Origin of the sequence: Lysinibacillus sphaericus, assembly GCF_001629735.1 — a bacterium.
Classification (GTDB): Bacteria; Bacillota; Bacilli; order Bacillales_A; family Planococcaceae; genus Lysinibacillus; species Lysinibacillus pinottii.
The window spans coordinates 4,262,213-4,276,009 of sequence record NZ_CP015224.1; the positions used below are offsets into that span (position 1 = coordinate 4,262,213).

At 39.4% G+C, this 13,797-nt stretch carries 14 protein-coding genes; 9 read left to right on the plus strand and 5 right to left on the minus strand.

Annotated features, from left to right (window positions below):
- Position 1 precedes the first annotated feature (1 nt).
- From A2J09_RS20895 to A2J09_RS20935, 9 genes are all read left to right on the plus strand, one after another.
- A complete protein-coding gene (locus tag A2J09_RS20895; protein ID WP_012292662.1) occupies positions 2–919 on the plus strand; it encodes a hydroxymethylglutaryl-CoA lyase in 918 nt (305 codons plus the stop codon).
- Positions 916–1,698 carry an enoyl-CoA hydratase gene (locus A2J09_RS20900; protein WP_012292663.1) on the plus strand — a complete coding sequence of 261 codons (783 nt, stop codon included), beginning with the start codon at positions 916–918 and terminating at the stop codon, positions 1,696–1,698. The genes A2J09_RS20895 and A2J09_RS20900 overlap by 4 nt, the downstream gene beginning before the upstream one ends.
- A gap of 129 nt (positions 1,699–1,827) precedes the next feature.
- A complete protein-coding gene (locus A2J09_RS20905; protein WP_012292664.1) occupies positions 1,828–3,366 on the plus strand; it encodes an acyl-CoA carboxylase subunit beta in 1,539 nt (512 codons plus the stop codon).
- Positions 3,367–3,499: 133 nt separating this feature from the next.
- Positions 3,500–4,066 (plus strand): VanZ family protein, encoded by a 567-nt coding sequence (locus A2J09_RS20910; RefSeq protein ID WP_227256778.1) that lies wholly within the window; start codon positions 3,500–3,502, stop codon positions 4,064–4,066.
- Positions 4,067–4,420: 354 nt separating this feature from the next.
- Positions 4,421–5,134: a hypothetical protein gene (locus A2J09_RS20915; RefSeq protein ID WP_012292666.1), complete on the plus strand. Its 714-nt coding sequence runs from the start codon at positions 4,421–4,423 to the stop codon at positions 5,132–5,134.
- A gap of 24 nt (positions 5,135–5,158) precedes the next feature.
- Positions 5,159–5,650 carry a Cys-tRNA(Pro) deacylase gene (gene ybaK, locus A2J09_RS20920; protein WP_012292667.1) on the plus strand — a complete coding sequence of 164 codons (492 nt, stop codon included), beginning with the start codon at positions 5,159–5,161 and terminating at the stop codon, positions 5,648–5,650.
- Positions 5,651–5,782: 132 nt separating this feature from the next.
- A complete protein-coding gene (locus tag A2J09_RS20925; RefSeq protein ID WP_012292668.1) occupies positions 5,783–6,418 on the plus strand; it encodes a YczE/YyaS/YitT family protein in 636 nt (211 codons plus the stop codon).
- A gap of 101 nt (positions 6,419–6,519) precedes the next feature.
- Positions 6,520–7,596: a nucleotide kinase gene (locus tag A2J09_RS20930; RefSeq protein WP_036160713.1), complete on the plus strand. Its 1,077-nt coding sequence runs from the start codon at positions 6,520–6,522 to the stop codon at positions 7,594–7,596.
- 58 nt (positions 7,597–7,654) lie between these two features.
- Positions 7,655–8,854 carry a glycine C-acetyltransferase gene (locus A2J09_RS20935; protein WP_012292670.1) on the plus strand — a complete coding sequence of 400 codons (1,200 nt, stop codon included), beginning with the start codon at positions 7,655–7,657 and terminating at the stop codon, positions 8,852–8,854.
- 98 nt (positions 8,855–8,952) lie between these two features.
- Here the strand turns inward: A2J09_RS20935 and A2J09_RS20940 are convergent, their stop codons facing one another.
- The 5 genes from A2J09_RS20940 to A2J09_RS20960 are packed head-to-tail and all read right to left on the minus strand — an operon-like array spanning position 8,953 to position 13,794.
- A complete protein-coding gene (locus A2J09_RS20940; protein ID WP_012292671.1) occupies positions 8,953–10,149 on the minus strand; it encodes a CaiB/BaiF CoA transferase family protein in 1,197 nt (398 codons plus the stop codon).
- The gene (locus A2J09_RS20945) at positions 10,146–11,306 is read right to left on the minus strand and encodes an alpha-hydroxy acid oxidase (protein ID WP_012292672.1); all 1,161 of its coding nucleotides are present in this window, start codon (positions 11,304–11,306) and stop codon (positions 10,146–10,148) included. Before A2J09_RS20945 ends, A2J09_RS20940 begins: the two co-directional genes overlap by 4 nt.
- Before the next feature lie 14 nt (positions 11,307–11,320).
- On the minus strand, positions 11,321–12,100 hold the full coding sequence (locus tag A2J09_RS20950; protein ID WP_012292673.1) for an enoyl-CoA hydratase/isomerase family protein: 780 nt from the start codon (positions 12,098–12,100) through the stop codon (positions 11,321–11,323).
- 13 nt (positions 12,101–12,113) lie between these two features.
- Positions 12,114–12,776: a methionine ABC transporter permease gene (locus tag A2J09_RS20955; protein ID WP_012292674.1), complete on the minus strand. Its 663-nt coding sequence runs from the start codon at positions 12,774–12,776 to the stop codon at positions 12,114–12,116.
- Positions 12,769–13,794 carry a methionine ABC transporter ATP-binding protein gene (locus tag A2J09_RS20960; protein ID WP_012292675.1) on the minus strand — a complete coding sequence of 342 codons (1,026 nt, stop codon included), beginning with the start codon at positions 13,792–13,794 and terminating at the stop codon, positions 12,769–12,771. The genes A2J09_RS20955 and A2J09_RS20960 overlap by 8 nt, the downstream gene beginning before the upstream one ends.
- Positions 13,795–13,797: the final 3 nt, after the last annotated feature.

A 13,797-nucleotide genomic window follows, 5' to 3' on the forward strand; every position in this document is an offset into this window, starting at 1 on the left:
AATGCAACTACCTAAGCAGGTCGTGATTAAAGAAGTTGGTCCCCGTGATGGCTTACAAAACGAAAAAAAACATATTACAACAGCAGATAAAATACAATTAGTGAATTTGTTAAGCCAAACGGGATTAAATTACATCGAAGTGACTTCATTTGTTCATCCGAAATGGATTCCACAGTTGGCGGATGCTGTCGAGGTTCTTCAAGCCATTAAAAGGAACAATGATATTACTTACGCGGCACTTGTACCTAATATGCGAGGGCTAGAAAGGGCGTTGCAGGCGGAAGTAGATGAAGTAAGTATATTTATGTCTGCTAGTGAAAGTCATAATCAAAGTAATATTAACAAAACCATTGACGAAACATTTCCTATTTTAGAGGAAGTAGTATTAGGAGCTAAAGCGTCAAAAAAGAAAGTTCGAGGCTATATTTCTACAGTTCTTGGCTGTCCCTATGAGGGATATATATATCCTGATAAGGTGCTACGTGTTACAGATAAATTATTGGAGATGGGTGTAACGGAGATATCCCTAGGCGACACGATTGGCGTTGGTGTACCAACTCAAGTTGAGTTTCTTTTAGAGGAACTATTAAAAAGGTATTCCGCTGAAAATTTTGCTATGCATTTTCATGATACACGTGGCACGGCGCTTGCCAACATTATGAAATCTTTAGAGATGGGTGTAACCAAATTTGATAGTGCGCTTGGTGGTCTAGGGGGCTGTCCATATGCAAAGGGAGCTTCGGGTAATGTAGCCACGGAAGACTTACTTTACTTATTTGATGAAATGGGTGTTCAAACTGGTGTGGATCAACAAAAAATACTAGAGGCTGCACTCTTTATTGAACAGAAATTAGGCAAAGCTGTAGCTTCAAAGCAAATGGCGATTGTCCGTAATGAAAGGAGTGCGAATCCATTATGACTCAACTCGTTCGTTTTGAATTACTGGAGGGAAGTATTGGACTGATTACTCTCTTAAGACCAGAGGCTGCGAACGCGATGTCAGTACAGTTACTGCAAGAGCTATCTGGGACGTTGGATCAAATCAACGGTGATCCAGCAGTGCGAGTAGTCTTACTAACAGGTGCTGGAGAAAAAGCATTCTGTGCAGGGGCTGATTTAAAAGAACGTAAAGGTATGTCTGATCGACAAGTGAAGCAAATCGTCCAGTTGATTGGTGCCACAGTCGCAAAAGTGGAGACACTCGCTCAGCCTGTCATTGCAGTACTAAATGGAGTAGCTTTTGGTGGTGGTCTAGAATTAGCCTTAGCTTGCGACTTACGTGTGGCAGCAGCACATGTCAAGCTAGGTCTCACTGAAACCTCTCTCGGTATTATTCCAGGGGCAGGAGGAACGCAACGACTTCCACGTCTCATTGGCCTTGGGAAGGCAAAGGAATTAATATATACAGCACGTCGCTTAAATGCTGAGGAAGCCAAAAATTATGGCATCGTTGAGTATGTTCATGAGGCACATGAGGTAATGGAAAGGGCACAGCAGCTTGCACTAGAAATGGCAAAAAATGCACCATTATCGTTAGTACAGGCTAAAGTAGCTATGAATCAGGGGGTTGAGGTAGATTTAGCTACCGGTTTGAAAATCGAATCACTTGCATATAGTGCACTGATCCCAACTGAAGACCGATTAGAGGGCTTACTTGCCTTCCAAGAAAAGCGAGCACCACAATATTCAGGAAAATAAGTAAGAGAATCCGATCAGATTAATCACTCTGACTGAAATCTAAGTTGATTTTTTTGCGCATTGACAAAGGGAATAGGGGCGCTAAAAAAATAATTTGGCGTAATTGAATGGGCAAAGGGAGGAAATAAAATGAGCAATATTTCAACAGAAAACACGCCACCTACAATGAAAGATAAGATTCTTTCTGGCGGTTTACCAAAATATCATGATAAAAATGCACAGCAAGGGAAGCTATTTGTACGTGAACGACTTGAATTATTATTAGATGATGGTCTTCAATCAGAGGATGGCCTCTATGCAAACTGTTTGGCAGGCGACTTACCTGCTGATGGTGTCGTCACAGGGATTGGTAAAATTCATGGTCGTACCGTTTGTATATTAGCTAATGACTCAACGATTAAAGCAGGATCATGGGGAAAACGTACCGTTGAAAAGATGATTCGTATTCAAGAAACTGCAGAAAAACTTAACTGTCCGTTACTATATTTAGTCGATTCAGCAGGGGCACGTATTACAGATCAGTTAGAAATGTTCCCAGGTAGAAGGGGTGCTGGTCGCATTTTCTACAACCAAGTCAAGTTATCAGGTAAAGTACCACAAATTTGTTTACTATTTGGTCCGTCCGCGGCAGGTGGCGCCTACATTCCTGCATTTTGTGATATCGTTGTCATGGTTGAAGGGAACGCATCCATGTATTTAGGATCTCCTCGAATGGCTGAAATGGTTATTGGAGAGAAAGTAGATTTAGAAACGATGGGTGGCGCAAAAATGCACTGTTCAGTTTCCGGCTGTGGAGATGTGCTAGCCAAAACAGAACAAGAGGCCATTGCCTATGCTCGTAAATATTTAGGCTATTTCCCTAATAACTACGCTGAACGTAGCAAGGTGGAGGTACCTAAGCCACCTGCTACATTTGATAAATCGATTGAGGAATTGATACCACAAAACCAAAACGTTCCTTTTGATATGTATAAGCTAATTGAACGTATTATTGATGAAGATTCGTTTTGTGAGGTGAAGAAATTATTTGCACCGGAATTAATTACTGGTCTAGCACGTATTAATGGGCAATCAGTAGGAATTATAGCGAATCAGCCTCGCGTTAAGGGAGGCGTACTATTCCACGATTCTGCGGATAAAGCGGCTAAGTTCATTTCTCTTTGTGATGCTTTCAATATACCGCTTCTATTTTTAGCGGACGTCCCAGGCTTTATGATCGGCACACAGGTCGAAAAAGCTGGGATTATCCGTCATGGCGCAAAAATGATTTTTGCGATGAGTGAAGCAACTGTTCCAAAGCTAACAGTCATTGTTCGTAAAGCATATGGAGCTGGTTTATATGCCATGGCTGGTCCTGCCTTTGAGCCAGACTGCTGTATCGCATTATCAAATGCTCAAATTGCAGTAATGGGTCCAGAAGCTGCAGTCAATGCAGTTTATGCCAATAAAATTGCTGAGCTTCCAAAAGAAGAGCAAGCAAGCTTTATTGCTGAAAAACGAAAAGAGTACCAAGAGGAGATAGATGTGTATCGATTAGCATCAGAACTAATTATTGATGATGTAATTGAGCCAAATGATTTACGTAAGGTGCTTGAAAATCGTTTAGAGCTTTACATGTCAAAATACTTACTTTTCTCACAGCGTAAGCATGGGGTAAACCCAGTATAAATACTTACTGGGAAGGCTGTCTCTCTATCAGGAGGCAGTCTTTTTTAGTTGATAAAAATTTAACAGCTACTTGCATGGTGTAAAGGAGCATATTAAAATATGGGAAGGAAATAAAGGGAAGAGGGTGTTTAGCATGTCTAAAAACAACATAACGGATGTTCAAGGTAATGCCAAGCTCCCATTACCATATCGAGATGTTATTGATACATATTATTTGCCAATAAAAATAGTGGGTTGGATGTTATTTAGCATCTATTCTTGTTTGGCTTTTTATAAATTGGTGATTGATCGCTTAGTTAATGTAGTCGTTATATTATGGAAAGGTGATTATTCAGTCGGTGATTTAGGGCTGTTTGATTACAGCAGTTGGCGATTAACTACTAATTTTATTCCCTTTGAAACGATATTCCGCTATATTAACTACTCTCAGTATTTTAATTGGGATACAATAATTATTAACTTACTTGGTAACTTATTAATTTTCACCCCTATGGGCTTTTTACTGCCATTACTATCGAAGAAATTCCGCAAAGCAGGCGTTATACTTTGCTTAGGCTTTTTTGCCAGCCTTAGCGTGGAAACTATTCAATTTATTTTTACAGTAGGCTCTGCCGATATTGATGATTTAATTTTAAATTCAATTGGTGCATGGCTCGGGTATTTAGCTTATAAGGGGCTATTGCTTACACCGAAAAAATGAGAAAACAGCCAGTTACCCCGTAAAAGGTTTAGACATCAATCTAACTTTTATGGGGGTTTTTTTTATTTATTAACACTATTTATTTTGTGTAAATGGTAGTAATTTTTATTGAAATCGAAATGAAAGTAATAAACGACTGAGGAGTATATTCTAAGATAGTGGGTATTTTAACCTAAAAATGATATTAATTTTTGCTTCTTTAGGTGGTTAGTAGTCATTTATGCTTGAATTTAATAATGAAAATTCCGATAATAAGTGTATAGAAGCTGTTTCGGAGGAATAGATTTTGTCATAAAAGATGTTCATATCTAGTAACAAGTTAGCATATGAAGATAGAAGGATGAGGTGAAAACTATGAAAATATATAATTCAATGGAGCAAGAGAGATTATCGTCCCCATTTAATCGTAAAAAGTTTCTGCAACGTAAAGAAGCGGGAGATGCATATCGAAAGAATGCCATGTATTTTCAGCCAAAGAAAAATCCATTATTGCTGGAACTTGAAAACCTACTATTGGGGCGCACAGATCAAGATTTATACGAGCAGCAACAAGAAGATACAGAAGTAGTAACACCCCAACAGCAGGCCATTATGGATGATTTGCAGCAGACTTCAAAGAATGTCCATGCACATGAGCAGGCTTATAAATGGGCAAGTGGTAATCATGACGGAGCACCTGTTGTAAATAATCCGGATTTGAATGATACGTTACAGGTTTTAGAGCAAATGCGAAATGCAGCATTATCATCGTCAAAGCCATCTGCTCAAGATGTAAGGTTAGCAGAAAACGTGAATGCTCAAATTCAGCATATTCTACATGAAGTTAACTCAACAGATGAACAGGACCAACCTTTTGTCAATGAAGTGACTACAGTTAAGGTTCCTGAACGTTTCTCGAAGGAATTGAAATTGGACCCATTTGCAGATACAATTTTCGGTAAGAGCCATGATGCTACTTTAAAATTGAGAGCCTTCAAACAGGCATCTGAAAAGTATGCAGCACATGTTCAAATGACGAAGAATGGCTATCGTCCAGGAAATGATTCGATGTTCTCTTTGATAGCCTAATGTTGTAGATAGGAGATTACGGTTATGGCGAAGGCAAAGCATGCCAAAACAAATGCGATAAGATTATTAGAGCAGCAAAAAATCCAATTTGATGTGATGGAATATGAAATTGGAGACGGTCAAGTAGACGGTGTATCTGTTGCCGAAAAAATTGGTCAGCCGGTTACCCGTGTTTTTAAAACATTAGTAGCAAAGGCAAGTGCACAAAGGCTATTTGTATTTGTTATTCCAGTGGCTGAGGAACTGGATTTAAAGGCTGCCGCAAAGGTAGTTGGAGAAAAGAAAATTGATATGCTACCTGTAAAAGATTTACTTAACTATACAGGATATGTCCGTGGTGGATGCTCGCCTGTAGGCATGAAAAAATTGTATCCTACGGTAATCGATAAAACTGCTCAACAACAAGGCAGTATTATTGTAAGTGCAGGGAAAATAGGTATGCAAATCCATGTTCAACTTAATGATTTGAAGAATATTACAAAGGCCCAGCTTGCGCCAATTACAACTATCCATTAGTGAAAAATGGGTAGTTTTTTATTTTAATAGAATAGGGTTATCCATCCTTCCATTTACAAGCACGATTTCACGATATTTGCAGAAAACATGATACAGTTAGAGCGTTATCAAATATAAAGAGAGGGATAGGGAATGCGCAAAATAATGGGGTGGCGCTGGACATTTTTTATTGGCGGCTTGATTGTGATGTCATTGGGGATTACGATGTCTATTAAAGGGAAGATAATTGGAACGAGCCCTTGGGATGTCTTGCATGTAGGGTTATTTCAAAACTTTGGATTAACGATTGGTACATGGTCTATATTAACAGGTCTTTTTATTGTCGCATCTACATCAATTGTATTGCGTGAGTGGCCTAAAATTGGTACATGGCTGAATATGCTACTAATCGGTTCATTCATCGATGTATTTAACTGGCTATTGCCTTCAACAGATGTGTATGGTCTGCAAATGACATATTTTACCATTGGTTTATTTGTCTTAAGCTTTGGCTGTGGTATGTATATTGCTCCAAATATGGGTGCAGGCCCTCGCGATACTTTAATGATGATACTTGTCGAAAAATTTGGCGGAACTATTAAAACTGCGAGAATGGGGATCGAAGTTCTAGTAACTATTGTAGGATGGCTACTAGGTGGCCCGGTTGGAGTGGGAACAGTATTAATTGCTTTAACTTCGGGATATATTGTGCAATATTCATTACCTTATTGCCGCAAAGTATTAATGAAATGTATTGGTCATATTGAAGACATGAAGCCTTTTTATTAAACTGTAAAGCTACTTTTATCTGTTAAGGATAGGAGTAGCTTTTCATCTTTTTTAGTGTTCCTTCATATAATGCAAGGCAGAAACAAAAGGAGGAACGACATTTGAACGGAAATGTGACGTATTATTTTGGACATGCATTGACTGGGCAAGGTGTGAAACATTTATATAAAGAAATGATGGAGGAAGCGGAGCTAGTTTATTTTTTACAAGGTGCCTCCACATCTAAAGGATCAGAACTATTGAAAGAGCTAGGTTATTTTTATGTTAAACAAGGCTTTGCTGTCGAATGGTTTAAGCATGCGTTATTAGAGGAAGTAGTCGAGGCTGTTTATGTAAAGGGTTGTAATAGACTGTATGTCTGGGCATCGGAATGGGGTATTGGGCCAACATTACTTGGTACGAAGCATCGTGTTATGTCTTTTTATGATTGCTTGGAAGATATCCAGCTTGAGAAAATAGGAGAGCAACTTGCTGAAGCAGTACAGGAACGTACGGCTTGGCGTGATAAATGTATTGCCAAGCTAAATCAAGCTATCAAGCTCCACGATGATTGGGAGGTTGTGACGCAAAGCTGCATGAATTGGCAGGCATTAAATGAACAGGTGGAAAATTTAAAATCGGAAGTCTTCCAATCTATTGTTTTAAATAAAACGGGTGAGCGAACACACCGTTTACTTGGAACATTGACTCCTAGAGGGGCAGAAAATACAGTGGAAAGCATAACGAAAAATATATCGACAAGATTAATGATTAAAGGTAAACCGGGTACAGGCAAATCCTCCTTGATGAAAGGTCTAGCAGACGAGGCGAATGCAAGGGGACTCGATGCACAAATTATATGGTGTGGCTTAGATGCAGGATCTGTTGATATGGTCATTATCCCTGAACTAAATTTCTGTATCTTTGATAGTACAGAACCTCATATTTTTAACCCACAGGATGGTCGATTAGGCGATAAGATATTTGATATAGGACAACATTGTGCGCTTACGGAAGAGGCAGAATTAGCAATTGAGGAAGTACGAGCGTGCTATAAAGAAGCCATGCAAGATGCGATGGGCTACTCAAAGCGTTATGCAGAGGCAGAATATACAGTGCGGCGTTTATTGGATAATTGCCTATCTGCCTCTTTGTGGCGAGAAAAAACAGCGTCATTATTCGAAAGATTAACAAAATAATTTAGCTATAGGCTTGCTTATGCTAAACTAGGAACTAGAACTGTTTTCCTAGGAAAGGATGATACGCTTGTCAAAAGTATTGAATGCATTTTTAGACGAAAACCTACAAGCCCTACATGAACAAGGCTTATACAATGAAATTGATCCAGTAGAGGGTGCAAATGGCCCGATAATACAGGTACGTGGCAAAAATCTTGTTAACTTATCTTCTAACAATTATCTAGGCTTAGCAACGAATGAAGAATTAAAGCGTATTGCCAAAGAAACGATTGAAAAATATGGTGTTGGGGCAGGTGCTGTTCGTACCATTAACGGGACACTGGACTTACACGTTAAATTAGAAGAAAAGCTTGCTGAATTTAAAGGAACTGAAGCAGCTATTTCTTATCAATCTGGCTTTAATTGTAACATGGCAGCTATTTCAGCTGTTATGGATAAAAATGATGCAATACTTTCTGATCAATTAAACCATGCCTCTATTATTGATGGTTGTCGTTTATCTAAGGCGAAAATCATTGCGTTTAATCACTCAGATATGGATGATTTACGTGCCAAGGCAAAAGCGGCAAAAGAATCTGGTTTATACAATAAAGTGATGGTTATTACGGATGGTGTATTCTCAATGGATGGCGACATTGCTAAATTGCCGGAGATTGTGGAAATTGCCAAAGAATTTGATTTAATTACTTATGTTGATGATGCACATGGTTCAGGTGTAACTGGTAAAGGCAAAGGAACTGTGAAGCACTTTGGACTTGAAAAAGAGATTGACTTCCAAATTGGTACACTATCAAAAGCAATTGGTGTTGTAGGGGGCTATGTAGCTGGTAAGAAGAATTTAATTGATTGGTTAAAAGTTCGCTCTCGTCCATTCTTGTTCTCAACTGCTTTACCACCAGGTGATGTGGCAGCCATTACAGCTGCTGTACAAATGCTAATTGATTCTACAGAGCTTCACGATAAGCTGTGGGATAATGGTAACTATTTAAAAGCGGGACTAGAGAAGCTTGGCTTTAATATTGGTGAATCTGAAACACCAATTACTCCTTGTATTATTGGAGATGAAAAGCTGACACAAGAGTTTTCAAAACGCTTATTTGAAGAAGGCGTTTATGCGAAATCAATCGTATTCCCAACCGTTCCTAAAGGTACAGGTCGTGTTCGTAATATGCCAACTGCAGCTCATACAAAAGAAATGCTTGATAATGCGTTAGCAATTTACGAAAAAGTTGGTCGTGAACTAGGTGTAATTCAATAATACGAAAAGGCTACCTCCACAGCTGAGGTAGCCTTTTTTAAAACGAGCGCTTCGTTCCAATTAAATTCTATAAAGTGATCTTTAAAATAAAGGGGTACTTATTTTGAGCTAATTACATGCGCTTTTTTTAGCTGTTGAACTTCATGATCAGTGATGTTTAATGCCTGCAAAATTTCTTCATTATGCTGTCCTAAAGTGGGCGCTGCACTAGTTAATTGTCCCGGTGTGCGTGAGAATTTTGCTGGGAAACCTAATGTCCTCATTGGCCCAGCAGTCGGATGGTCATAAGACAAGACCATGCCACGCTCTAAAATATGGGGATCATTCAATGTTTGGTCATAGGAATAGATTGGGCTGGATGGTACGCCGTGCTCATCTAAAAGCTCCAGCCAGTAGGTCGCTGGATGTTTCGCTAATTCGCTCTCTATTTCTACCTCTAAAGCTTTCACATGTTGGGCACGTGAATAGTTAGTAATAAAGAGGGGATTGTCTAACCAATCAGGACGTTTGACAACCTTTGTCGCAAAGATTTCCCACAGCTTTTGATTGCCAGCACCTAATAAAATATAGTCATCCTGTGTTTTAAAGCCTTGATAGGGTGCGGATACTCGATGGGCAGTTCCTGTTCGTTCTGGTAATTCGCCTTGACCAAAGTAGGCAGCAGCCTCCCAAACAGTCCAAGCAAGCCCTGACTCTACTAAAGAGACATCTATATATTGTCCCTCGCCACTGCGTAGCTTATAAATATAGGCCATTAAAATAGATTGTAAGGCCGTTTGGGCAGCAGCAATATCATTGACAGCAAAGCCAACTTTTACAGGCCGACCCTGCGCTTCGCCAGTCATATGCATTAAGCCACTTAAACCCTGTGCCATAATATCATAGCCACCTTTTTGGCTATAAGGACCCGTTTGTCCGTATCCAGAAATAGAGCAGTAAATGAGTCCGGGATTAAGAGCCTTTAAAGTATCATAATCAATACCTAGTTTTTCCGTAACACCTGGCCGGTAGTTTTCCACCAGCACATCTACAGACTGGATAAGCTCTTTGAATAAAGCCAAACCATCTGGCGTTTTTAAATTTATACAAACACCTTTTTTATTGCGATTAACCATCATATACATATGACTTTCTTCATTAATAAACGGACCCATTGCTCGGGTGTCGTCTCCGTTTGGATATTTCTCGATTTTTATGACTTCTGCGCCCATATCTGCTAAGACCATCGTACAATAAGGGCCAGCTAAAACTTGAGATAAATCTACAACTTTTAAACCGTCTAATGCTTGTTTCATTTGACCTCCATCCCATCATTTTTGACTAATGTAATCGTACGTAACCCTTCGATGGAGGTTGTGCCTGCTAATGCAATGGAAACCTTTAATTCATCATAGATATTTGTCATGACTCTTTCGACACCCTGTTGTCCTTCAAGGGCTAGACCATAGATGAAGGGCCGCCCAATTGCCACAGCATCAGCTCCTAAAGCAAGCGCCTTTAAGGCATCCATCCCGCGATATACACCGCTATCTAAAATAATAGGGATTTGTCCTTTGACAGCACTCACGATGGAGGGAAGGGCATCAAGTGACCCAATAACACCGTCTAATTGTCGGCCGCCATGGTTCGATACGATAATACCGTCAACCCCATTTACAATTGCTAGCTTTGCGTCTTCAGGATGTAGAATTCCCTTTAATAATATAGGGAGATTTGTACGCCGTTTTAATTCACGAACATGCTCCCAATTGAGTGTAGGGTGGAAGACATTTTGCAAGACGCCTTGTACATACGATTCAAATGAATCATTAGGCAAAGAAGCCATAAAGACAGGATCATTTATGTAATTTCCTTTTGCGTAGCCTAGCTTTAATGGTGAAAATTGATTGCGTACATCTTCTTCTCGCCACCCAAGCATTACTGTATCGACTGTTAAAACAATGGCTTCAAAGCCTGCTGACTCTGCTCGTGCGGCCATACTAAATGCAATTTCCTCATTTGTAGACCAATACAATTGAAACCATTTTGTTGCTGAAGGGGCAGCTTCGGCAACATCTTCGAGTGCATAGGTGGAGACTGTGCTTTGAATATAGGGCATATTTAATTGCTGGGCAGCGCGTACAGCGGCAAGTTCACCTTCCTCGTGAACCATTCCGTTCATGCCTACAGGTGCAAAGAGCAATGGTGTTGGATATGTTTTTCCGAATAAATTAATGGATGTATGAACGTTTGAAACATCATTTAAAAAGCGGGGAACAATGGAGTACTTTTCAAAAGCTGAACGATTATTGCGTAATGTTTGTTCACCGCCAGCTCCTGAGCGAATGTAGCCGAATGGTCCGGCGGGAATTTTTTCCGCTACTGCTTTTTCTAAATCTGCAAAGCAAATGGGGAAGGGCGCTTGGGCAGTGATATTTTTTAAGAGTAGGTCACCATCAGTTGTATTTGTCATCGTTACTACCTCACTTATTTATTGAAAATAGGCTTTCTTTTATTTAAAAAAGCTTGAATACCTTCGTTATAATCATCAGAACTAAATGAATCGAGAATCAATTGAGCCAGTTCATCACTCTCTTCATTTTCACCATCCACAATAGCTTGAATTATTTTTTTACTACCTGCATTGGCAATAGGTGATTTCTTTAAAAGATGCTCTGCAAAATGCAAAGTGGCATTTTCAATTTCCTGCGGCTCATGAAGGGCAGTAATCAAACCAATGCTTTTTCCTTCCTCCGCTGTAAAAATGTTTGCTGTGTATAAAATCTCTTTAGCCTTCGCGACACCCACAATATTTATAAGTCGTTTAGTGCTTTCAGGATTATAGACAATCCCAATGTTCGCAGCGGTAATGCCAAGCTTACTCTTTGGTGTTGCCAATCTAAAGTCACATGCATTGGCTAACTCTAAGCCGCCGCCAATCGCTAAGCCCTGAATCATGGCAATCGTAGGATGTGGAAATTTATAGAGGACATCAATGGTCTTTAAAGCTAGATTATTATAGGCTTTAGCATTATCTGACGCATAGCGGATATCTAAAAATTCACTAATATCTGCGCCTGAGGAAAAGGCGACTTCATTGACACCCCGTACAATTAATAGCTTGATAGACATATCTGTACGTAACTCTTCTAGCTCGTCTATGATCGCTTGGAACATTGCTCTCGATAAAGAATTCCGTTTGTCGGGACGGTTTAACACTAGCGTTGCGATATAGCCGTTTTTCTCTACATAAATCTCAGTTGCCATGGATATCTTCCTCCTAGTCTTTCTTCAATTTGGCTGAAATGCGGTTGCCTATGGATTGTATGCTTTGTACAAGGATGATTAAAATAAACACCGTTGCATACATGACATCTACCTCGTAGCGTAAATGACCATAACGGTAAGCGAGGTCGCCTAAACCACCAGCACCAACCATTCCCGCCATTGCTGTTGCGCCAATCAATCCAATTGTAGCAATCGTTAAGCCTAAAATAATGGATGGGCGTGCTTCACGTAATAATACATGCCAAATGATATGGCGACGTTTAATACCCATGGCTGTGTAGGCTTCGATAACGCCAGAATCAACCTCTAAAAGCGCTGACTCCATCAGTCTTGCAATATAAGGAGCTGTATAAACTACAAGCGGAACAATAACGCCTTTAACACCAATCGTTGTACCGACGATAACCTTTGTAAAAGGTAAAATGAAGAATAGTAAGATGATGAATGGCACTGAACGGATAATATTGATGATTAAATTAAATAATTGATAGAAAAATTTATTTTCAAAGGATTGACCAGGTCGTGTTAAAACAATTAAAAGACCTAAAGGTATACCGATTAGAATGGAAAAGAATAATGAAATTCCGACCATTTGAAATGTTTCGATAATTGCTTTGCCAACAACCTCAGACCAATCATGAAAGAAATTATTCATGGAATTCTCCTCCTAACTCTTCAACAGTAACGCCATTCTCTGCAAAATAGGTTAGCGCTTTTTGAACAATGCTTGGCTCTCCGTTTAAATGCACCACAATATTACCGACAATGCCGTTTTTTAATTCAATAATATTGGCTGTTAGGATGTTTGGTTGTACATCATATACTTTGCTGACTTCAGCTAATAATGGCTTCCCAGTACTTTCCCCAAGAAATGTTAAACGAATGACACTACCTGAAACATTTAGCTGCTCAATAAGAGAAGGAGTTAAGTTACGCTGTGAAATGGTACTTAAAAACTTTCTTGTAGTAGGGTGTTGGGGCTTTGCAAAGAGCTCAATAGCCGTACCAAATTCAACTACTTTCCCGGCCTCTAGAACAGATACCTCATCACATATTTTCTGAATAACATTCATTTCATGTGTAATCAGTAGGATTGTAATTCCTAATTCACGATTAATTTTTAACAATAGTTCAAGAATGGCCTCTGTCGTTTCAGGATCAAGGGCACTTGTTGCTTCATCACTAAGTAAAATCTCTGGCTCTTGCGCTAGAGCGCGTGCAATTGCGACACGTTGCTTTTGTCCACCTGAAAGCTGATTGGGGTAGCTATCTAGCTTTTCTGTTAAACCTACAATTTCGGCATATTTAGCCACACGATTTTGGACTTCTGTTTCGTTATAACCAAGTAGCTTTAAGGGAACCGCAATATTGTTATAAACTGTTGCTGTCTTTAAGAGATTAAAATGTTGAAAAATCATGCCAATCTTTTGCCGTGTTTGACGTAAGTCATGAAGTGAAAGGGTAGTAATATCCACATTATCAATCAAAACCTTGCCTGCTGAGGGACGCTCTAGTAAATTAACACAACGAATAAGCGTACTTTTACCGGCACCACTATACCCAATTACACCATGAATTTGTCCTTTTTTTACATGAAGATTAATTCCGTCCACTGCCTTAATACTGCCTTTTTTCGTCTTATATTCTTTTGATATATTTTGTAATTGAATCATCAG